The sequence below is a fragment of the Serratia sp. TSA_7 genome, assembly GCF_052692135.1.
In genome coordinates this window covers 314,044-335,774 of the sequence record NZ_JBQZFU010000003.1, presented here as the reverse complement: position 1 = coordinate 335,774, position 21,731 = coordinate 314,044, and the positions used below count along the sequence as shown (strand labels likewise).

Genomic DNA, 21,731 nt, shown 5'->3' with positions numbered 1-21,731 from the left:
GTTATCCCAGTAGTCGTGCGCCTGCGGTATCCAGACGGCAAATATGAACAAAACCTTCGTCGTTTTGCAGATAGTGATTGGTCAGCCAGTCGGCCATGCGTTGTGCGGTGGCGCCATCGTCACAGACGGCGAACAGCGTCGGGCCGGAGCCGGAGATGCCGCAAGCCAGAGCGCCGATGTCCTGCGCGGCCTTGCGCGCGTCGGCAAAGCCCGGCAGCAGGCGGGTACGGTACGGCTCGGCAATCACGTCCTGCATCAATTTGGCTGCCAGACGCGGCTGCTGGGTATGGCAGGCATGGATAAAGCCCGCCAGATAGCGACCATGGCTGATGCAGTCCTGACGGCGGTACTGCGCGGGCAGGATAGCGCGCGCTTCGGCGGTGGACACCTTGATGCCCGGGTAGGCCATCACCCACAACCAGTCTTTAAAGCAGGGTACTTCCTGGCTGATGAACCCCTCTTCTTCCAACATCAGCTGCAGGCCGCCCAGGTAGCATGGCGCCACGTTGTCGTAATGCACACTGCCGGAGATGCGGCCTTCCAGCTCGCCCATCAGGCCAAGCAGCGTCATTTTGTCCAGCGGACGATTGCAGAATTCATTCATCGCCATCAATCCGGCGACCACCGAACAGGCGCTGGAGCCCAGCCCGGAACCGATCGGCATGTTTTTCTCCAGCCGCATCGCCACCGGGATCTGCCGGCCTATCTCCTGGCAGAAACGCTCCCAGCACTGGTAGACGATATTTTCTTTCGGATCGTCAGGCAGTTTACTGACGAAGCGGCCGGCGTTTTGCAGGCTGAACGTTTCGGCGGCTTCCACGCTGACGCAATCGCCCAACAGGGTGCCGTCGATCGGAGACACCGCTGCACCCAGAACGTCGAAGCCGACGCTGACGTTGCCAATTGAGGCCGGTGCATACACCTTAACCATATTAAACTCCCAACTTCCATGACAGTGTGCGCAACAGGTCGGCAAATACCCCCGCCGCAGTCACATCATTACCGGCGCCGTAGCCGCGCAACACCAAAGGTAATGGCTGATAGTAACGGCTGTAGAAGGCCAGGGCATTCTCACCGTTCTTCACTTTATACAACGGATCGTTGCCGTCTACCGCATCAATGCGCACCTGACAGCGGCCATCTTCGATCACGCCGACGTAGCGCAACACCTTGCCCTGCTCGGCGGCGTTAGCCACGTTGCGCGCGTATTCCTTATCCAACTCCGGCAAGCGCGCCAGGAAGGTTTCCACATCACCGGAAGCGTCAAAGGACGGCGGCAGCGCCGACTCGACCTCAATGTCCCCCAGTTCCAGCTTGTAACCCGCCTCGCGGGCCAGGATCAGCAGCTTGCGGGCCACGTCCATGCCGGAAAGATCGTCACGCGGATCCGGCTCGGTGAACCCTTTGGCCTTGGCCTCCAGGGTCGCCGCCGACAGCGACATGCCTTCGTCCAGCTTGCCGAAAATAAACGACAGCGAACCGGACAGGATACCGGAGAAACGCGTCAGTTCGTCGCCGGCATTCAGCAGATTTTGCAGGTTCTCGATAACCGGCAAACCCGCGCCGACGTTGGTGTCGTACAGGAACTTGCGGCGTGAGCCGGCAGCGGCGGTGCGCAGCTGTTGATAGTAGTTCATCGACGAGGTGTTGGCCTTCTTGTTCGGCGTCACCACGTGGAAACCATCGGCCAGGAAATCCGCGTATTGGTCGGCGACCGCCTGGCTGGAGGTACAGTCGACAATCACCGGGTTCAGCAGGTGATACTCCTTCACCAGACGGATGAGGCGGCCCAGATTGAACGGTTCTTTAGCCGCGGCCAGTTCCTCTTTCCAACTCTCCAGAGCGATACCGTGCACATTGGTCAGCATGGCTCGGGAATTGGCGATACCGCAGATGCGCAGATCGATATGCTTTTGCTTCAGCCACGGCTGCTGGCGATAAATCTGCTCGATCAGGGCACCGCCGACGCCGCCGACGCCGATGACAAACACTTCAATCACCTGATCGGTATTGAACAGCATCTGGTGGCAGACGCGAACGCCGGTGGTGGCGGAATCGTTGCTGACCACCACCGAGATGGAACGCTCCGACGAGCCCTGGGCGATGGCGACAATGTTGATATTGGCGCGCGCCAGCGCGGAGAAGAAGCGGGCCGAGATGCCGCGCAAGGTGCGCATGCCGTCGCCCACGACAGAGATAATCGCCAGCTTCTCCATCACGTCCAGCGGCTCGAGCAAGCCGTCTTTCAGCTCAAGATAGAATTCGTCTTCCAGCGCACGGCGCGCACGCTGCAGCTCGCTCTGCGGCACGCAGAAGCTGATGCTGTATTCGGAAGAGGATTGGGTAATCAGCACGACCGAAATACCGGTGCGCGACATCACGGCGAACACCCGAGCGGCCATGCCGACCATGCCCTTCATCCCCGGGCCGGAGACGTTGATCATTGCCATGTTGTTCAGGTTGGTGATGCCCTTCACCGGGGTATCGCTATCCACGTTTTCACCGCCGATCAGCGTGCCGGGGGCCTGCGGATTGGAGGTGTTTTTGATCAGGCAAGGGATTTGGAACTGGGCAATCGGTGTGATGGTACGGGGGTGAAGCACGCTGGCGCCGAAATAAGAAAGCTCCATCGCCTCCTGGTACGACATCGACTTCAGCAGCCTGGCGTCCGGCACGGTGCGCGGGTCGCAGGTATAAACGCCGTCTACGTCGGTCCAGATCTCGCAACAGTCGGCGCGCAGACAAGCGGCCAGTACGGCGGCAGAGTAATCGGAACCGTTACGACCCAACACCACCAGCTCGCCCTTGTCATTACCGGCGGTAAAACCGGCCATCAGCACGATGTGATCCGCCGGGATAGCCGCGGCGGCGATGCGCAACGTGGATTCGGCGATATCTACGGTCGACTCCAGATAATGCCCCTGCGCCAGCAGTTTCTCTACCGGGTTGATCACCGTCACCGGGAAACCTTTGGCGCGGAATACGCCTTCCATGATGGCGATGGAGAGCTTCTCGCCACGGCAGATAATCGCCGCGTTCACGCTGTCCGGGCATTGCCCCAGCAGCGCTACGCCGTGCAGCACCTGCTTCAGTTGGGCGAACTCCTGATCGACCAGGGTCTTCAGGCGATCGTATTCGAAACCTGGCAGAGCCTGCGCCAGGCCGCTCAGCAGGTCGGCGAAGATGCGCTCCGCATCGCTCATATTTGGCAGAATGTCTTGCCCGGCCACCGTTTTTTCAATCATCGCCACCAAGTGGTTGGTGATCTTTGCAGGCGCGGACAATACCGTGGCTACCTGTCCCTGACGTGCGTTACTTTCCATGATGTCGGCAACGCGCAGAAAACGTTCTGCATTCGCTACCGAAGTTCCGCCAAATTTCAGCACTCGCATTTCTGATCTCTCCCGAATTTAAGCCGAAAAAAAAGCCCGCACTGTTTAGGTGCGGGCTTTTTTCTTTTGTTTCCTGTACGCGTCAGCCCGCCCCGTTACCTGTGGTTTCGGTGGTGGTAATAATTGTGATATTCAGGCTGATGTTTCGCATTTTTTCTGTCTGTCTCATTAAATACTCTGTCCCCTCTATTGGTTAAAGCAATCGCTTTCCCAAGTCAAATTATTTCTTGTTTTTGCCCCTTTTCCGCCCCGCTTGGCGAGTGAGCAATGCGATAGCAGAAAAGCCAAATGGCAGAACAAAAAAACAACCTGAAGGCAGTTTTGCAGTGGATCACACTGCATAATGACCAGAGCTTGCAGGTATCACTTTGTGAGCTTTTTTTCGATGTCATGCAGCAACCTGTGCAACATCGCCGTATCCCGTTGTGGCAGAACGCCCAGCCGCTGGTGCAGCCAATCGCGCAATTTTTGGTCATCGCTGACCCCCAACGCGCCCAATAATCCTTCGGCGCGCTGACGCAATGCCCGCAACTGCCCTTCATTGGCCATCGTCTCCTGCGGCGCACTGACGTTCATCAGTTCCGACAGTTGATAGCAATACACCATGACCGCCTGGCCGAGATTCAGCGAAGGGTAGTCCGCCTGCATAGGTACGCCGGTCAGCAGATCGGCCAGTTCCAGCTCTTCATTGGTCAGGCCGGAATCTTCGCGGCCAAATACCAGGGCAGCCTGATTCACCCACTGGCTGCGCTCGCCCAATTGCCCCAACAGTTGCTGCGGCGTACAGTAATAATGGAAACGCGCACGGCTGCGGGCCGTGGTGGCTACGGTGAAGTCCACGTCCGCTAGCGCCTGAGCCAAGGTGGCGAAAGTCTGCACGCCGTCGAGGATCTCCCCCGCCCCATGAGCGACCCAGCGCGCTGCCGGCTGCAGGTGCGCTTCGCTGTCGACGATGCGCAACGAGGTGAATCCCATGGTTTTCATTGCCCGCGCTGCGGCGCCGACGTTTTCCGGCCGTGCCGGAGCCACTAAAACAATATGAAGCTGCATCAATACTCCACAGAAAGAGGAATCGCGAGTTTTTGACTGTTCGGGATAGTCTGATTATATTTACAACTGCGCAACAAAAATCCCAAAAATTGCTACAGAGATGTATAAATAGGTTTTTTAACGGATAAATAGAGTGGAATAGATATTATTGCCACTTATGTTTTACTGTTCTTATTAATCAATACGTTAAAATAGCGTTCTTATCAATAAGCCCATAATTGTAACCTATTAAGCGCAACAATGCTGAATCGTACACAGAATTTGTGGTTCTGTGACTTAAGCTGGCAGTTCTGTAAGTGTTTTTCACAAAACTGTTAACGTGCTACAATTGAATTTGATATATGTCAACAAAGCGTAGTTTTGTTGGGTGATGAATTCGGCACGCACTGTTATATTGCTGTTAATAGGGTTAGGATATCCGCCGTTTTGGCACCTTTGGGGTGTAAGCAATAACCGCCCCACCAAGCTAGCGATCTTGTTGACATTAGATGGAAAGTGCATCAAGAACGAGTTTACGTACTTTAGTCATTTGGTAAGAGGGAACGTGAGCGCTATCTCTGCCCTCGTCTAAGAAAGCAAAGACTTCTGTACTTCCTATTTTCTATTTTGTTGGCAATTTTAGGTAGCAAATATGCAGACCCCGCACATTCTGATTGTCGAAGACGAGTTAGTCACTCGTAACACCCTGAAGAGCATTTTCGAGGCGGAAGGCTACGTTGTTCATGAAGCCAATGATGGTGCAGAGATGCACAACATCCTGTCTGAAAATGATATCAATCTGGTTATCATGGACATCAATCTGCCAGGCAAAAACGGCCTGCTGCTGGCGCGTGAACTGCGCGAACAGGCCAGCGTCGCGCTGATGTTCCTGACCGGCCGCGATAACGAAGTGGATAAGATCCTCGGATTGGAAATCGGCGCTGATGACTACATCACCAAGCCGTTTAATCCGCGTGAATTGACCATTCGCGCACGCAATCTGCTGTCTCGCACCATGAACCTGGGCAGCGTCGGCGAAGAACGTCGACTGGTAGAAAGCTATAAATTCAACGGTTGGGAGCTGGACATCAATAGCCGCTCACTGATCAGCCCGGCGGGCGAACAGTACAAGCTGCCGCGCAGCGAATTCCGCGCCATGCTGCACTTCTGCGAAAACCCGGGCAAGATCCAATCCCGTGGCGAGCTGCTGAAGAAAATGACCGGCCGCGAGCTGAAACCGCACGACCGTACCGTAGACGTAACCATTCGCCGCATTCGCAAGCACTTCGAATCAACGCCGGATACGCCTGAAATCATCGCCACCATTCACGGTGAAGGCTACCGTTTCTGCGGCGATCTGGAAGAGTAATCTCTCCCGCGTTAAAAACATCAGGGGTTCATTTGAACCCCTGATTTTATTTCGTCTCACCCCAAGGGATGATAGGCACCGCGCTCAGCGCATTTTTCGGTGAACCATCCACCACACGGTCTGAATAGCTCAGATAAATCAGCGCATTGCGGGTAGCGTCGTAGAAACGCACCACCTGCAGCTTTTTGAATACCAGCGACGTCCTTTTCTGGAACACCACCGTCCCTTCCGCCTTGCCGTTTTTGATTTTATCGTTCAGGGTAATCGGCCCCACCTGTTGACAGGAAATAGCCGCATCCGCCGTATCTTCCGCTAATCCCAGGCCGCCTTTGATACCACCGGTTTTTGCCCGACTGATATAACAAGTTACATTTTTAACATCCGGATCGTCGAACGCTTCCACCACAATTTTGTGGTCCGGACCAAAGAGTTTAAATACCGTATCGACCGAACCTACTTGTTCAGCCTGCGCGCTGTTTACCGTTGCGCAAACTAAACCAAACAAAAATATCCATCCTTTTTTCATTCACTTAACTCCAAGATCTACCGCCTGGAAAAACAGGCTCAGCGATCAATATTGTTTATGTCTTAGGTCACAGAATCGGGATTTTTCTGGTCCGCACTCCTCTTTCTAGCACAGAGCGTGAAAAAAATCTTTGAGAGTCTCGGAGGAAAAAAATTGCTATTATGCGGCGTCGTTATTTCTTTGCGCCCGTTTAAGGTGTGCCCCTGTCCAACTCTTGCGCAACGTGCTGCAAGAAGCAAAGAGTGCTACGCAAAATGGCTCATGGATTGGTCTGATAGCGCAAGCACCTGCGTAATGAATAAACAGTTCGGGTTCCTACCCTAAAGCTCTACGAGGAAGATCTATGGATCAAGCCGGTATCATTCGTGATCTGCTTAGCTGGCTGGAAAGCCATTTGGACCAACCCTTGTCGCTGGACAACGTGGCGGCAAAAGCGGGCTACTCTAAATGGCATCTGCAACGGATGTTCAAAGATATTACCGGTAACGCCATCGGCGCATATATCCGGGCAAGGAGACTGTCTAAAGCTGCGGTGGCGCTGCGTTTAACCAGCCGACCGATTTTGGATATCGCCTTGCAGTATCGCTTCGACTCGCAGCAGACCTTCACTCGCGCGTTTAAAAAACAGTTTGCGCAAACGCCGGCGTTGTATCGCCGTGCCGAAGACTGGAACGCGTTCGGCATCTGTCCGCCAATCCGCCTGGGTGCCTTCACCCTGCCTCAGCCTGAATTCGTCACGTTGCCGGAACAGCACCTGATTGGCCTGACGCAAAGCTATTCTTGCACGCTGGAGCAAATCTCCAACTTCCGTACCGAGCTGCGTTCACAGTTCTGGCGCCAATATCTGGGCGAAGCCGAGACGCTGCCACCGGTACTCTACGGGTTGCACCATTCGCGCCCGAGCCAGGAAAAAGACGACGAACAGGAAGTGCTGTACACCACGGCGCTGGAACCGTACCACGTGCCGGATAAAGTTCAGGAAGGCCAGCCGCTGGTGTTGCAGGGCGGTGAATATGCGATGTTCAGCTATGAAGGACCGGCTTCCGGTTTGCAGGACTTTATCCTGACGCTGTATGGCACCTGCCTGCCGGCGCTCAAACTGACGCGCCGTAAAGGGCACGACATCGAGCGCTTTTATCCCAAGGGTGACCGTCGGCCACCCCAACCGCCGACCGAGATCAACTGCGACTACCTGATCCCGATCCGCCGTTAACGCTGCAGTTCGTCCAGCGCGGGCATGTCCAGATGCGTGACATCGCCCGCCGTTTCCACGATCCAGCCGGAAGCCAACCATGGGCTCTGTTGATGATCAACACGCGACAACGAACAGTTACGCAAACGCAGGCGGCGCTCGGCATAGGCCGGCAACCCGAGCACGGTGCTGATCAGGCAGCCCAGGGCAATGCCGTGGCTGACAATCAGCGGTTTACTGCCTTCAGGCAACATCAGGCAACTTTCCAGCGAGGCGCGCATCCGCTCGCCCAGCTCGTTCATGGATTCACCTTGAGGGATACGGCCTTCAGCCGTGCCATCGACCATCTGTTTGCGCCACTGCTCTTCCTGCGGCGTCAGGCTGTCGATCAGGCGCTCTTCCAGCACCCCCATATGCAGTTCACGCAAACGTGGATCGTTAATCACCTCGCAGCCGCAAGCTTCCGCGATGATTTGCGCGGTGCGACGGGTACGCCCCAGATCGCTGGTGATAACGTGCGTGATGCCCTCTTTGCTGACACGCCGGGCAACCAGATGCGCCTGATGTTCACCCTTGGCGGTTAACGGGCTGTCGGACTGGCCCTGGATACGGCGAGCCGCATTCCATTCCGTTTCGCCGTGGCGAACGAGGTATACCTGTAACATTTTGCTTTTCCGTTATACTGCGTGAAACCTGAGTTTATCTTCGTCAGAAGCGGCTTACGCAAGCCTCTGACGCAGTGAATAGGCTCTTAGCTTAAGGATGCCAAACCCGTTATGTATCATGTTGTCGCTGCAACTACCAACCCGGCAAAGATCAAGGCTATTCAGTTGGCCTTTGATGACACCTTTGGCGCGGGCCAATGTCGCATTGAATCTGTCGACGTCGCCAGCGGCGTCTCACTGCAACCGATAGGCAATCACGAGACCCGCACCGGCGCACGCCAGCGCGTAATGGAAGCCCGTCAGGTTCGCCCGGAGGCCGACTTTTGGGTCGGCGTGGAAGCAGGCATCGAAGAGAATATGACCTTCGCCTGGATGACGGTGGAAAGCCCGCATACTCGCGGCGAATCGCGCTCAGCCAGCCTGATGCTGCCGGAGATAATTTTACAGGGAATTCGCGCCGGCCGCGAATTGGGCACGGAGATGGCGGCCATCACCGGCAATATCGACGTAAAGCGCCAGGGCGGCGCTATCGGCATCTTTACCGATGGGCGATTGAGCCGCACCAGCGTTTATCATCAGGCCCTGCTGCTGGCGCTGGTGCCATTTCACAATCCTGTCTACCAAAGCCACAACGGCACGCCGAATAAATAACCCATGCCGGGCGCGGCGCTACTGCGCATCGCCCAGCAACTGTTGCTCCAGCCACTGTTTCAACGCCGGCGTCGCCGCTTTCAGGCTGTTCGAACCGCGAGTGATGGTGGCAATTCCCGCCCCCAGTTCGTTCTTCAGTTCCCGTTGGCTCATCTCACCGCGCATCAGTTCCTGAATAATCCGTACCCGCGTGCCTAAGGCCGTGCGCTCATCCGGCGTCAGCAACAGTTGCATCAAGGGCTGGTGCAGCTCCTGAGCGAACGAATTTTGCAGCAGCGCGACAAAGCGCAGCCAATCCTCATTGCCTTGTTCTGAAAGAGCCGGATCGTTAAGCGATAATTGCGTCATGGCAAGCCACCATACTATTTAACTAGTACAGCAGCATACCATAGCGCCGTCAAAATCAATAACGTCTCTGCCATTCGGCATCGGTCAACACTTTGGCCGGGCGGTGCATCAAATAGCGGTAAAACGCGTCGTAAGCCAACACGTTCTTCACGTAAGAACGGGTCTCCGAGAACGGGATGCTTTCAACAAACGCCACCGCATCGACGCGCCCTTCGCTGTTCCCCAACCAGGTATTCACCCGCGATGGGCCGGCGTTATAAGCCGCCGACGACAAGATGCGGTTACGGCCAAACTGCTGGTAAACGTACTCCAGGTAGCTGGTACCGATAGTAATATTGGTTTTCGGATCAAGCAGCTGGCTCGGGCTTGAGTAGCCGGGAATATTGTACATTTGCACGGTATGTTGCGCGGTCCGCGGCATCACCTGCATCAGGCCGCTGGCCCCCACCGGTGACTGCGCTTTCGGGTTCCAGGCGCTTTCCTGACGGGCAATCGCCATGGCGTAGCTCGGCGTGATCCCCTTGTCATCGGTAGCGCTGCGGAACTCTTGCGACCAGGCCACCGGGAAGCGCTCCTCGAGGTGATCCCACAGCTTGCCGACGATGGTTGCCTGCACGCTGAGATCGGCCCAATTCTGCTCGAATGCGAAACGCGCCAGCGCTTCCTGTTCAGGCCGGCTGCGGCTGGCAACGAACGAACTCCACTCGCTGCGCGCCAGGTTATCCATGTTCCAGTACATCAACTCTCGTACACGGGCGATTTCCGGCCCGTCCACCAGCGAAGCGCGGGGTTTGGCCGCCACCGCCACCATAACCGGATAAGGCGTATTCAGTTTCTGCGCCGCCACCATCGGGTAGAAGCCACGTTCATTCATCAGGCTGCGCAGGATCTCTTCACCCTCGCCGCGTTTGCCTTCGTCCAGCAAGATGCTCGCACGCCAGTAACGCCATTCGTCTTTATTGCGCGATTCTGCCGGCAGGCGCGCAAGCCAGGTCGCCACGCCCTGACGATCGCCGCTGCCCAGCGCCATGCGCACACGGCGTTCCAGCAGCGTCGGAGACTGGCTACGCAGGATCACCTTATCGCGCCACTGGGTCTGCTCGAAGGTCGCATCGCTGCCCATCAGGCGCCACGCCACCGCTTCTTCCAGCCCCAACCGCTCGCTGTCGCTCATTTTCTGCAGGCGGGCGATACTCGGGATCATCGCACGGGCATTTTCCGCATCCTGACGAGCCAGCCGCTCGAAAGCGATGCCGGTCGCCGCCCGGGTAAAGTCAGTCGGACCAACGCTGCGGGCGAAAGCCTCTACGGTGGCGGGATCGTTCTGCAGACGTACCAGCGCGTCACCCATGGTCTGATATTCGGACGGCAACTGGCGGTAAAGGCTGTTAACCAGGCCACTGTTGCCCTCTTTTAACGCCAGCTTCATGCGCGCCAGGGTATTCAGCGGCGTTTGCTTGCCGGCCCCCTGCCAGACGTTGAACAGTTTGTCGCAGGTGCCCGGCAGCGTTTTACCGCTCATCCAGAGATCGTCCGCGCCGCTCCAGGCTGCCTGCTGATCGCCGGTGGCCCATTTGGCGTAGTAATAATTACAGCGTGCGGCTATAGGTTTGGGGGCCTGCGGGCTGAAAGCCAGCAGAGTGCGCCAGTCCTCACGGCGCGCCAGTTCATTGACAAAACGAGGCGCCAGCGACTTGGCGGGCGGCAGCGTCGGGTGCTGCTTGATAAAGTCATTCACCTCGGAGAAGCCGGCCTGGCTGAGATCCTGCGTCAGTTCGCGGTATTCCAGATAAGGGTAAAGCGGGTAATCACGCAGCGTCGGCATAAGTTGCGCCACGACATCCATCTGATTGCTGTCCCACGCCTGCTTGATTTGCAGGTAACGCTGACGCTGTGCGTCGAGAGAGTCCGCCAGTGCCGCGCCCGAGAATGCCGTCAGGCACACTCCCACGGCCAACAGCCGCCATTTGTCTACCTTGACCATACTTACTCTTTCCTCGCTGGTTGTGTTGCCAGAACCCCCTCCCCCTTGCCGCGCTACGCCAACGGCCAAGGCCCGGAGAAACCGGTTCTTCGAGTATTTCGCGCCCTGAAGTGGAATACACGCCAGAGCAAAAAGGTGTGCGGAGCGATAAGCTCAGGCATCTATCATAGACAGCGCAATCGCCTATCCATTCACTACTGTAGAAGAAGAAGTTTATCGTCATGAGGGGCGTCAGGTAAAAAACGTTTACCCTGGCTGACAAATTAACTACAGGCATTGCGCAAATCGCCGCACTGCCGTTTTCTTTGCCGAAAACGCCTGGCCAACTCCCCGAGGCGTTTTATACTGTTAAAAAAAGATAGGATAAATCCGAGAAAACGGCACATAAAGCGCGCAACAGAGATATCTTATAATACAATCCGCGCCAATTATGGGTTAGATAGTGTTCATCAGACAGTGCGATTAACAGTTCTTAGCATTACGATTATCCCCTCCGTCGGGTCAGGTTTTTCATTGTTAGATCACCGCTACCGTACTGCGGACGTTGGCAGGAATGGCAGATGAAGATGGCAAAAAATGCCGTGATGTTAGCAGCCAGCGCAAAAAGCTCATTCACGAGCTTCATTTGCGCACGTCTTGACGACGGCCGCCTGCTACCCTTCATTCTGGTCCTGCTGCTGGCGTTTCCCGGGCTGGCTCGTCCCGAGACGCGCAGTCCCTATCAGAACCGCACACATGCCGTCACCACTGTCGTGGTCGGCATTATCAGCTATGCCCGCTGGCCCAGCGAGCCCAAGCCCATCCGTCTGTGCGTAACGGCGCCGACCCAATATGCCGAAGGCCTGTTCGACCCTATTTTGCTGAGCGCTCCCCGGCCGATCAAAACCGAGCGAGTGCCCTTTGACAGCCCTTTGCTGAACACCGGATGTGACGTGATTTATTTGGGTAATATCAACGCCGGACAGAAACAAAACTTTATACAGCGCATCCAGGGTCATTCCATTCTCAGTATCAGCGAGAACGACGGTGAATGCTCTGCCGGCAGCGCGTTTTGCCTGCAGATTGACGGTGACCAGGCCAGTTTCAAAGTAAATCTGGACGCTCTGGCACGCAGCGGCGTACGCGTTCATCCTAACGTGCTGCAGTTGGCGCGCAAACAGGCGCCGCCGCTATGATATGGCTGCGCAAGAACCGCTCCGGGCATTCGCGGCCCACGCTGGGCAGGGTGCTGCAACGGGCAAATCTTGGGCTGGCGCTGATTGCCGTCGGCACCGCCGGGATTTTTCTGACGTTGGTAGCGCTGTTCGCGCTGCGCGCCTACGCCAACCACAACCTGCATCTGATTGCGCGCTCCATCAGCTATACCGTCGAGGCCGCCGTGGTGTTTGGGGATCGCCCCTACATTCGAGAGGCGATGGTGCTGATCGCCTCCAAAGAAGAGGTGTCGGAAGCCAAAATTCTGGACAACGGCGGCAACGTGCTGGTCAGTTGGCATCATCCCAAAGACGGTCCGCTGCATGGTCTGGAGCAGATTGTCGCTCGCTGGGCGCTGCCGGAGCCGGTGGTTTTGCCGATCACCCATGAGGGCAAGCAGGTCGGCAAGGTCTGGCTCAGCGGCAACGGCGGCAGCCTGCTGCGTTTTCTGTTGCGCGGCATAGTGGGCATGATCGCCTGCCTGGTACTCAGTACCCTGTGCGCGCTGGTGCTCTCTCGCCGCATGCTGGTCGGCATTGTCAGTTCGCTGGACGACATCGCCAAGGTGGCGCACGCGGTGCGACGCGATCGCACCTTCGGGCTGCGGGTGCCGTCGGCACCGATCGCCGAACTGCACGAGCTGAGCAACGACTTCAACGGCCTGCTCGATGAGCTGGAAGACTGGCAGGCGCACCTGAAGCAGGAAAATGATTCGCTGACCCACCGGGCGACCCACGACAGCCTGACCGGATTACCGAACCGCGCCTTTTTTGAAGGCCGGCTGAGCCGCGCGCTGGGCGATATTCAGCCGACGGAAAAACTTGCGGTGTTGTTTATCGACGGCGATCGCTTCAAGGAGGTGAATGACAGTTACGGTCACGCGGCCGGTGATGCGGTGCTGACCACCATTGCCGGGCGCATTCGCGCGCAACTGCGTGAAAGTGACCTGGTCGCGCGTTTAGGCGGCGATGAGTTCGCCGTGCTGTTGGCGCCGGTTCACAGTACGGAAGATGTGCTGCAAATTGCCGACAACATTATCGACTGCATGACCCAACCGATAATTTTACCGAACGACGAGGCGGTGACGACCTCTCTGAGTATCGGTATTGCACTTTACCCTGAACATGCAGTAACGCCTCAGGGTCTTTTGCACGAAGCTGACGATGCAATGTATCAGGCAAAGCATCGTTATAACGGAGGCTGGCGGCTGGCAATACAGAAATAAAGCCCCAGCTATAAAATTAAAACCAGGGATTTGATTATGATACAGCAAACACTAAAAAACCGTTTTTCACTGCTGGCGATGATGTTTGTCGCCCTGCTCGCCCTTGCCGGGTGCCAGAGCAAACCGCAGGGACTGACGCCCGAGCAGGTCGCGTTGTTGCAGTCTCAAGGGTTCAAACTGACGGATAACGGCTGGGAATTCGGCCTCTCCGACAAGGTGTTGTTTGGCAACAACATCGGCAAACTGAATCCGGAAAGCACCGAAACCGTCCAAAAAATGGGCCGCGCGCTGATGAGCGTAGGCATCACCAAGTTCCGTCTGGATGGTCATACGGACAACTACGGTGAAGACAGCTATAACGACCAGCTTTCGCTGCGCCGCGCCAACGCAGTGGCCGATTTGCTGGCCAGCGTAGGCATCCCTCGCGCCAATATCGAAACTCGCGGCATGGGCAAGCGCGATCCGGTCGCCGATAATCGCACCTCCAGCGGCCGTGCGGAAAACCGCCGCGTCGCAATCGTCGTCACCCCTTAATCTGTCGAGATGCGCCTGTTAAAGGCGCATAAACGGTTATACTTAGCGATTGCTGATGATGTCTGGGATCCGTGTTCGAAACGGGCTACACTCCGCAGCCAGACATCCTATAAAACTGATATAGAGAGGCTAGAGCAACGTGGCTCAATACGTCTATACCATGCATCGCGTCGGCAAAGTAGTTCCGCCGAAGCGTCACATCCTGAAAAATATCTCCCTGAGCTTCTTCCCTGGCGCCAAAATCGGCGTGCTGGGCCTGAACGGTTCCGGTAAATCCACCCTGCTGCGCATTATGGCCGGTATCGATACCGATATCGAAGGCGAAGCGCGCCCGCAACCGGGGATTAAAATCGGCTACCTGCCGCAGGAACCGCAACTCAACCTGGAACACACCGTTCGCGAATCGGTTGAAGAAGCGATGGCCGAAGTCGTCGGTGCCCTGAAACGCCTTGACGAAGTGTACGCGCTGTACGCTGAAGAAGGCGCCGACTTCGACAAGCTGGCCGCTGAACAGGGCCGCCTGGAAGAGATCATTCAGGCCCATGATGGCCACAACCTGAACGCCCAATTGGAGCGCGCCGCCGATGCGCTGCGCCTGCCGGAATGGGACGCCAAAATCGCCAACCTTTCCGGTGGTGAGCGCCGCCGCGTAGCGCTGTGCCGCCTGCTGCTGGAAAAACCGGACATGCTGTTGCTGGACGAACCGACCAACCACCTGGACGCCGAGTCCGTGGCCTGGCTGGAACGCTTCCTGCACGACTTCGAAGGCACCGTGGTGGCGATCACCCACGACCGTTACTTCCTTGATAACGTGGCCGGCTGGATCCTCGAGCTGGACCGTGGCGAAGGCATTCCGTGGGAAGGCAACTACTCTTCCTGGCTGGAACAGAAAGACGCGCGTCTGGCGCAGGAAGCCTCAACCGAAGCCGCTCGCCGCAAGTCGATCGAGAAAGAGCTGGAGTGGGTACGCCAGGGTGCCAAGGGCCGTCAGTCTAAAGGCAAGGCCCGTCTGGCCCGCTTTGAAGAACTCAACAGCACCGAATACCAGAAACGTAACGAAACCAACGAACTGTTTATTCCACCTGGCGCACGCCTGGGCGATAAAGTGGTTGAAGTCAGCAACCTGCGTAAATCCTACGGCGACCGCCTGCTGATTGACGATCTGTCATTCGCCGTACCTAAGGGCGCGATTGTCGGCATTATCGGCCCGAACGGCGCGGGTAAATCCACGCTGTTCCGCATGATGTCCGGTCAGGAACAGCCTGATTCCGGCAGCATCGCGCTGGGCGATACCGTCAAACTGGCTTCTGTCGATCAGTTCCGCGACAGCATGGACAACGCCAAAACCGTGTGGGAAGAAGTGTCCGGCGGTCAGGACATCATGCGCGTGGGCAACACCGAAATGCCAAGCCGCGCTTATGTCGGCCGCTTCAACTTCAAGGGCGTCGATCAGGGCAAACGCGTGGGCGAACTGTCCGGCGGTGAGCGTGGCCGTCTGCATCTGGCCAAGCTGCTGCAGGTTGGCGGCAACGTGCTGCTGCTCGATGAACCGACCAACGACCTGGATATCGAAACCCTGCGCGCGCTGGAAAACGCCCTGCTGGAATTCCCTGGCTGTGCCATGGTGATCTCGCATGACCGCTGGTTCCTTGACCGTATTGCTACCCACATTCTGGACTATCAGGATGAAGGCAAGGTGGAGTTCTTCGAAGGTAACTTTACCGAATACGAAGAGTACAAAAAGCGTACTCTGGGTGCCGATGCGCTGGAACCTCGTCGTATCAAGTACAAGAAAGTCACCAAGTAACATCAGGTTGGCTATCTATGCTCTCAAGCCCGCATCTTGCGGGCTTTTTATTATCCCCAATCCAGTGCCTGTGCATAGTCCACAAATACCGGGTGCTGCAACACCACATCGATAAAACAGGCCAGCGCCGGTGAGTTAAGCTTGCGGCTGGGGTAAACCAAATACAGTTCATTCCCTTCCGCCCGCCATTCAGGCAGTACCTCCACCAGCTGTTTCTGCGCCACCACCTCGCGGCTGAGAAAGGCCGGCAGCAGAGTGATACCGGCACCGGAAATCGCGCATTCGCGCGCGTACAACAGATTGTCAGTGATATGCAGCATCGGCAGTTGCCAGCGGTAATACTCGTCGCCGCGGCGCAGGCTCCAGGCCGGCCAGGCGCGGTGCGCAATGCAGCGGTGCTGCTGCAACTGCTGGGGATGCAGGAGCGGCGGAAACTGCGCCAGATAGGCCGGCGCCGCCAGCAGATAACGCGGAGCATGCCCCAGGCGGCGGCCAATCAGCGAGGAGTCCTGCGGTTTACCGGTGCGCAACGCGGCGTCATAGCCCTCTTGCACCAGATCCACCATCGCATCAGACACCGAAACCTCCAGCGTGACGTCCGGGTACTGGCGCTGAAAATCCGCCGCCAGCCGCGCCACCAGCGTCGCCCCCAGCCCGGCGGGCGTCGAGATGCGCAACCGGCCGCTGGGGTTGTCACGCAGCCGCTGCAGCGCCAGATCGGCCCGTTCGGCGGCGGACAACATCTCCTGACAGTGCACCAGATAGCGTTCGCCGGCGAAGGTCAGATTGAGCTGGCGAGTGGTGCGGTTGAGTAGCCGCAAACCCAGCGTCTGCTCCAGTTGGCTGATGCGCTGGCTGACGCTGGATTTCGGCAAACCGGCGCGGCTGGCGGCGGCGGTAAAGCTGCCGCACTCGGCCACCAGCGCGAACAACGCCATATCCTGCAGCTGTTTGAACATCATTGTTCACCTCAGACGAACACTTAGTTAGCTATTGTCCATCTTATCACTCTCCTCTGAGAGGTCTACACTGAGGGTATTCATTCTAAAGGAGCACAGTCATGCCGATTAAAGCCATAGCCGTAGACCCGAAAAACCCCGCGGGTTTCATTGAAATCAGCCCGGAAAAACCGGCCCCGGGCCAATACGATCTGCTGGTGGAAGTCAAAGCGGTATCGGTCAATCCGGTGGATACCAAAGTCCACGCCGGCCTGCAAAAAAGCGGCCTGCAACAACCGCGTATCCTCGGCTGGGACGCCAGCGGCGTGGTGCTTGAGGTAGGCAGCGGCGTCAAAGGTTTCAAAGCCGGGGATGAAGTCTGGTACGCCGGTGATATCACCCGCCCGGGCAGCAACAGCACTCAGCAGTTGATTGATTCGCGCATCGTGTCACATAAACCGCGCAGCCTGAACTGGGCGGAATCCGCCGCCATGCCGCTGACCGCGCTGACGGCCTGGGAAGCGCTGTTCGAACACCTGAAAATCCAGGATGCGGCGGAAGGGAAAACCCTGCTGATTATCGGTGGCGCCGGTGGCGTGGGTTCGCTGGCGATCCCGTTCGCCGCCCAGTTGAGCAAGGTGAAGGTGATTGCCACCGCCTCACGCCCCGAGTCGGCGGCCTGGTGCCGGGAGCGCGGCGCCGATCTGGTGGTGGATTACCGTGACCTTAAAGGGAATCTGGCGCAGCAGGGCATTGAAAACGTCGATTATATTCTTTGCCTGAACGATACCGACGGCCACTGGAAAGCGATCTCGGATCTGATCGCGCCGCTGGGCCACATCTGCACCATCGTGGAAAACCAACAGCCGCTCGATCAAAACGCGTTGAAGCTGAAAAGCGCCGCACTGCATTGGGAATTGATGTTTACCCGCAGCATGTTCACCACGCCGGACATCGCTCAGCAGGGGGAAATCCTCAGGCAGGTGGCGCAGTTGCTGGACGAAGGAAAGTTGAGCACCACGCTGAGCGAAACGCTGCAGAGGCTGACGGTCGAGACCCTGACCGCCGCGCATAAAAAGCTGCTCGACGGGCATATGCAGGGCAAACTGGTGATTGTTTACTGAGGCAAGAGAGGCGCAGCACGCTGCGCCTCCGGCTTATTCCGTCGTGGCGCCCACCAGTCGGCTGGCATCGGCCGCCAACAACTGTTTTACCAGTTCGACGCAGCGCAGGAAGCGCTCCTCATAGTCGCTGGACTCCACGTGCGCATACTCGATATTGTTGGCGCGCAGCATCTCTTCCAGCAGGTGCTGGAATGCCTTGCGATCGGTCGGCGCACCGAGGCTGCGCAGGCCATCCGCCACCCACGGGGTGTTATTTTCCAGCAGGATCACCAGATCAAACCGGTATTCGTCGATCAGCGCCTGCACGAAGGGGTGCTCGCGCCCTTCGTACTTTTTGCAGAACGCCTGGGTAGTGACGAAATCGGTATCGATAAACGCCACCTTGTTGGCGTATTTCACTGCAAAGTCAACGTACTGCGCCTGCCCCAGCGCAATCTTGTCGTAGTCGGAATACTGCAACGCCATCTCATCGCCGCCCAGGTGCGAGAACACATAGTCGCGGCCGTATTCCCAGGCGCTGGTGGTGTTAAAAATGTTCGCCAACTTGTTCACCAGCGTCGATTTGCCGCTCGACTCGCCGCCGAGGATCGCCACGGTGCGCACAAAGAACGGCTTCACTTCGGTCGGAATGTAATCCCAATAGCGGAAAGGATCCTGACGGATTTGGCGGCCGCTGATGTTCATGAATGAGCGTTCGGGATCGATCAGAATGGTTTCCGTCGCCAGGTGCTCGCGATAACGCGGGGCGTCCTGCGTTTCGCTGGAATAGATAAAACTCGGCACGATGCCCTTCTGTTCCATGAAGGCTTTCATCCCGTCGCTCCAAACGTTCCAGCCGTGCGGATAGGGTTCGATACCCTGCTCGTCGAACGAATGAATATGAATGTTTTTCTGGTATTTGAAGGTTTGCAGAAGCCAGCGCAGACGGTCGCTGACCGTGGGCTGTTGCGACATCGAACTGTTCTCGAACAGTTCCCGGTCACGCGGTTCGTCGTGACACAAAATCACGTGCAGCTCATCCACCTGGCTACAGGCGCGCTGGATCAGGTAAATGTGGCCAGTGTGCAGGGGGTAAAATTTACCAAACACCACACCGACTTTTTTCTCGCGGCGCGGGAACTCCAGGCCAAGAAAACGGTGTAACGCCTCAAGTTTCTGCGCGCTCGGGCTTTTGATTTTGTCGTTCAACAGCTGGCTAAGATAGCCTTTGGTCATGTCGCTGGCATCCGCCACCTGCTGCAGGGTACAGTTCTTCTGCTTGATAGACGCTTTCAGGTAGTCGAATTGCCGCATAATCCCTCCGTTTAATATGCTAAACAAAATAGCATATTCTGCGCATCATAGGGCAATTAATAGAATTGTTCCAGCACGTCCAGGGCGTCCGCCAGCTTCTTCACGCCGAACACCTGCATATTCGCCGGCGGCTTTTTCGGCACGTTGGCGTGCGGCACGATAGCGCGCTTGAAGCCGTGCTTCGCCGCCTCGGAAATGCGCTCCTGCCCACTCGGCACCGGACGGATCTCCCCCGCCAACCCCACTTCACCGAACACCACCAAATCGTTCGGCAGCGGGCGATCGCGCAGGCTCGACACCAGCGACATCAGCAACGCCAGATCGGCGCTGGTTTCGCTGACTTTCACCCCGCCGACCACGTTCACAAACACATCCTGATCCGACATCTGCAACCCGCCGTGGCGGTGCAGCACCGCCAACAGGATCGCCAGCCGGTTCTGCTCCAGGCCGACCGCGACCCGGCGCGGGTTAGACATCATCGAATGATCCACCAGCGCCTGGATCTCAACCAGCAGCGGCCGGGTTCCTTCCCAAACCACCATCACCGAACTGCCGGAGGTGACTTCATCGCCACGGCTGAGAAAGATGGCGGACGGGTTGCTGACTTCTCGCAGGCCCTGCTCGGTCATGGCGAACACGCCCAGCTCGTTCACCGCACCGAAGCGGTTTTTGTGGCTGCGCAGCGTACGAAAACGCGAATCGGCATCGCCGTCCAGCAGCACCGAACAGTCGATACAGTGTTCCAGCACCTTCGGCCCGGCCAGCGAGCCGTCTTTGGTGACGTGGCCGACCATGACAATCGCCACGCCGCGCGTTTTGGCGAAGCGCGTGAGGTAGGCGGCGGTTTCCCGCACCTGCGCCACGCTGCCCGGCGAAGACTGGATATCCGCCATGTGCATCACCTGGATCGAGTCGATCACCATCAGCTTCGGCTGCTCTTGTTCGGCGATCAGGCAAATCTGCTCGATACTGGTTTCCGACAGCATGTTCAGGTTGCCGGTCGGCAACCCGAGGCGGTGAGCGCGCATCGCCACCTGTTGCAGCGATTCCTCGCCGGTGACGTACAGGGTTTTCATCTGCTCGGACAGCTTGCACAACACCTGCAACAGCAGAGTACTTTTACCGGCGCCGGGGTTGCCGCCGATCAGGATCGCGCTGCCCGGCACCACGCCGCCGCCCAGTACGCGGTCAAACTCAAGAAAGCCGGTAGAAAAACGCGGCAACTCGTCCAGGCTGATGTCCGACAGTTTTTGCACTTTGCTGATGCCGGCATCGCCGGCATAGCCGCTTAAACGCTCGGAGCGAGAAGAAGAGGACACCGCAGCCAGACGAACTTCTGTAATGCTGTTCCAGGCGTGACAAGCGCTGCACTGTCCCTGCCAGCGCGGATAATCTGCGCCGCACTCATTACATACAAACGCCCGTTTTGCTGCTTTTGCCACGTATTACCTCTTACTCGATATATTTAGCGAACTTCGTGTTTCAGGCTGCCGGTCAGTACGCACAGCACACCCATCAGGTCCGCATGGCGAATGGACACCTGCGCCTTGTCATACACTTTCGGTTTGGCGTGGTAGGCAATGCCCAGCCCGGCCACCTGTATCATTTTCAAATCGTTGGCACCGTCGCCGATAGCCACGGTCTGCTGCGGCGGAATGCCCAGCTTTTCCGCCAGCGCGACCAGCGTATCGGCCTTGAACTGTGCGTCAACCACCGGTCCCAGCACTTCGCCGGTCAGTTTGCCGTCGCGGATCCCCAGCTCGTTGGCCGCCACCGCCACCAGCTTCAGTTTGTCGCGCAGGTACTCGGCATAGTAAGTGAAGCCGCCGGAAGCGATCGCCACATGCCAGTCCATCGCCTGCAGCTTGCGCACCAGGTTGATCAACCCCGGCATCAGCGGCAGTTCATCGCGTACCTGTTTGAGGATATTGGCATCGGCGCCTTTCAGCTTTCCGACGCGCTGACGCAGGCTGGCGGTAAAATCCAGCTCGCCGCGCATTGCGCGTTCGGTCACTTCCGCCACCTCATCACCCACGCCCGCCAGCTTGGCGATTTCGTCGATGCATTCAATCTCGATCGCGGTGGAGTCCATGTCCATCACCAGCAGCCCAGGGGTGCGCAAATGGGGGATCTTGCCGAGTGGCGCTACGTCCAGCCCGTTCTCCGCCGCCAGTATTTTGGCGCGCGCCGTGAGGGTGCCCGCCAGACGCACGACCTGATAATCCTCTACGCACCAGGCGGTGACGATCACCATCGCCGCGCCCAGCTTGCGCTGGAAATGGGTAATGCGCGTTTTATCCAGTTCTCTGCCATATAATAGCCAACCGGTATGGCCCGCCCGATAGTCCAGCGGCATCACTTCGTCGCCGCTCAGCGAAAGGGGTAAACCCGGCCATTGAGAGATCTCTGCCGGGAGATCGCAATAGGTCAGACTATTCGACATCATTAACTCCTGAAAAA

The 21,731-nt window shown here is 57.4% G+C and carries 20 protein-coding genes and 1 other annotated feature; of the genes, 8 read left to right on the top strand and 12 right to left on the bottom strand.

The genetic code is table 11. The features are described 5' to 3' along the window. Position 1: 1 nt before the first annotated feature. From thrB to ACUTQW_RS13920, 4 genes are all read right to left on the bottom strand, one after another. Entirely contained in the window at positions 2-931 is a 930-nt protein-coding gene (thrB, locus tag ACUTQW_RS13935) for a homoserine kinase (RefSeq protein WP_004949998.1), read from the bottom strand. Between the two features lies 1 nt (position 932). Continuing rightward, entirely contained in the window at positions 933-3,392 is a 2,460-nt protein-coding gene (gene thrA, locus ACUTQW_RS13930) for a bifunctional aspartate kinase/homoserine dehydrogenase I (protein ID WP_006323533.1), read from the bottom strand. Between the two features lie 25 nt (positions 3,393-3,417). Continuing rightward, positions 3,418-3,536: a sequence feature (Thr leader region), on the bottom strand. After that, on the bottom strand, positions 3,475-3,543 hold the full coding sequence (gene thrL / locus ACUTQW_RS13925) for a thr operon leader peptide (protein WP_100220745.1): 69 nt from the start codon (positions 3,541-3,543) through the stop codon (positions 3,475-3,477). It overlaps the preceding feature by 62 nt. 212 nt (positions 3,544-3,755) lie before the next feature. Continuing rightward, complete coding sequence (locus tag ACUTQW_RS13920; protein WP_006323532.1) at positions 3,756-4,442, bottom strand: tRNA/rRNA methyltransferase; 687 nt, start codon at positions 4,440-4,442, stop codon at positions 3,756-3,758. Between the two features lie 631 nt (positions 4,443-5,073). On the opposite strand from ACUTQW_RS13920, the gene arcA reads away from it, so the two are divergent. Continuing rightward, complete coding sequence (gene arcA, locus ACUTQW_RS13915; protein WP_004949989.1) at positions 5,074-5,790, top strand: two-component system response regulator ArcA; 717 nt, start codon at positions 5,074-5,076, stop codon at positions 5,788-5,790. Positions 5,791-5,836: 46 nt separating this feature from the next. On the opposite strand, the gene creA is transcribed toward arcA, so the two are convergent. After that, a complete protein-coding gene (creA, locus tag ACUTQW_RS13910; RefSeq protein ID WP_004949986.1) occupies positions 5,837-6,316 on the bottom strand; it encodes a protein CreA in 480 nt (159 codons plus the stop codon). A gap of 343 nt (positions 6,317-6,659) precedes the next feature. Here creA and robA point away from each other — a divergent pair, with 343 nt between their 5' ends. Then, a complete protein-coding gene (robA, locus tag ACUTQW_RS13905; RefSeq protein WP_006323531.1) occupies positions 6,660-7,529 on the top strand; it encodes an MDR efflux pump AcrAB transcriptional activator RobA in 870 nt (289 codons plus the stop codon). Here the strand turns inward: robA and gpmB are convergent. Next, positions 7,526-8,173, bottom strand: a complete 648-nt coding sequence (gene gpmB / locus ACUTQW_RS13900; protein WP_004949982.1) for a 2,3-diphosphoglycerate-dependent phosphoglycerate mutase GpmB — start codon at positions 8,171-8,173, stop codon at positions 7,526-7,528. The two genes, robA and gpmB, sit on opposite strands and share 4 nt — an antisense overlap. A gap of 111 nt (positions 8,174-8,284) precedes the next feature. Between gpmB and yjjX the strand changes: the two genes are divergently transcribed. Continuing rightward, a complete protein-coding gene (yjjX, locus tag ACUTQW_RS13895) occupies positions 8,285-8,824 on the top strand; it encodes an inosine/xanthosine triphosphatase (protein ID WP_006323529.1) in 540 nt (179 codons plus the stop codon). Positions 8,825-8,842: 18 nt separating this feature from the next. On the opposite strand, the gene trpR is transcribed toward yjjX, so the two are convergent. Both trpR and sltY read right to left on the bottom strand, forming a co-directional pair. Beyond that, on the bottom strand, positions 8,843-9,172 hold the full coding sequence (trpR, locus tag ACUTQW_RS13890; protein ID WP_004949979.1) for a trp operon repressor: 330 nt from the start codon (positions 9,170-9,172) through the stop codon (positions 8,843-8,845). A gap of 55 nt (positions 9,173-9,227) precedes the next feature. Next, positions 9,228-11,156 (bottom strand): murein transglycosylase, encoded by a 1,929-nt coding sequence (gene sltY / locus ACUTQW_RS13885; RefSeq protein WP_006323521.1) that lies wholly within the window; start codon positions 11,154-11,156, stop codon positions 9,228-9,230. A 560-nt stretch (positions 11,157-11,716) separates the two neighbouring features. Here sltY and ACUTQW_RS13880 point away from each other — a divergent pair. From ACUTQW_RS13880 to ettA, 4 genes are all read left to right on the top strand, one after another. After that, complete coding sequence (locus ACUTQW_RS13880; RefSeq protein ID WP_006323520.1) at positions 11,717-12,331, top strand: YfiR family protein; 615 nt, start codon at positions 11,717-11,719, stop codon at positions 12,329-12,331. Continuing rightward, positions 12,328-13,575 (top strand): diguanylate cyclase domain-containing protein, encoded by a 1,248-nt coding sequence (locus ACUTQW_RS13875; protein WP_004949971.1) that lies wholly within the window; start codon positions 12,328-12,330, stop codon positions 13,573-13,575. Before ACUTQW_RS13880 ends, ACUTQW_RS13875 begins: the two co-directional genes overlap by 4 nt. Positions 13,576-13,611: 36 nt before the next feature. Continuing rightward, positions 13,612-14,109, top strand: a complete 498-nt coding sequence (locus ACUTQW_RS13870; protein WP_004949970.1) for an OmpA family protein — start codon at positions 13,612-13,614, stop codon at positions 14,107-14,109. Positions 14,110-14,248: 139 nt separating this feature from the next. Beyond that, positions 14,249-15,916, top strand: a complete 1,668-nt coding sequence (gene ettA / locus ACUTQW_RS13865; protein ID WP_006323518.1) for an energy-dependent translational throttle protein EttA — start codon at positions 14,249-14,251, stop codon at positions 15,914-15,916. A 50-nt stretch (positions 15,917-15,966) separates the two neighbouring features. Here ettA and ACUTQW_RS13860 read toward each other — a convergent pair whose 3' ends face one another. Next, positions 15,967-16,878 (bottom strand): LysR family transcriptional regulator, encoded by a 912-nt coding sequence (locus ACUTQW_RS13860; protein ID WP_037430217.1) that lies wholly within the window; start codon positions 16,876-16,878, stop codon positions 15,967-15,969. Between the two features lie 98 nt (positions 16,879-16,976). Here ACUTQW_RS13860 and ACUTQW_RS13855 point away from each other — a divergent pair, with 98 nt between their 5' ends. Next, a complete protein-coding gene (locus ACUTQW_RS13855; protein ID WP_020438422.1) occupies positions 16,977-17,978 on the top strand; it encodes a zinc-binding alcohol dehydrogenase family protein in 1,002 nt (333 codons plus the stop codon). Between the two features lie 33 nt (positions 17,979-18,011). Here ACUTQW_RS13855 and nadR read toward each other — a convergent pair whose 3' ends face one another. From nadR to serB, 3 genes are read right to left on the bottom strand one after another with little or no spacing between them, the layout of a single operon-like run. After that, a complete protein-coding gene (gene nadR, locus ACUTQW_RS13850; RefSeq protein WP_020438421.1) occupies positions 18,012-19,271 on the bottom strand; it encodes a multifunctional transcriptional regulator/nicotinamide-nucleotide adenylyltransferase/ribosylnicotinamide kinase NadR in 1,260 nt (419 codons plus the stop codon). Between the two features lie 56 nt (positions 19,272-19,327). Further along, positions 19,328-20,713 carry a DNA repair protein RadA gene (gene radA, locus ACUTQW_RS13845; protein ID WP_004949941.1) on the bottom strand — a complete coding sequence of 462 codons (1,386 nt, stop codon included), beginning with the start codon at positions 20,711-20,713 and terminating at the stop codon, positions 19,328-19,330. A 23-nt stretch (positions 20,714-20,736) separates the two neighbouring features. Then, positions 20,737-21,714 carry a phosphoserine phosphatase gene (gene serB / locus ACUTQW_RS13840; RefSeq protein ID WP_004949936.1) on the bottom strand — a complete coding sequence of 326 codons (978 nt, stop codon included), beginning with the start codon at positions 21,712-21,714 and terminating at the stop codon, positions 20,737-20,739. Positions 21,715-21,731: the final 17 nt, after the last annotated feature.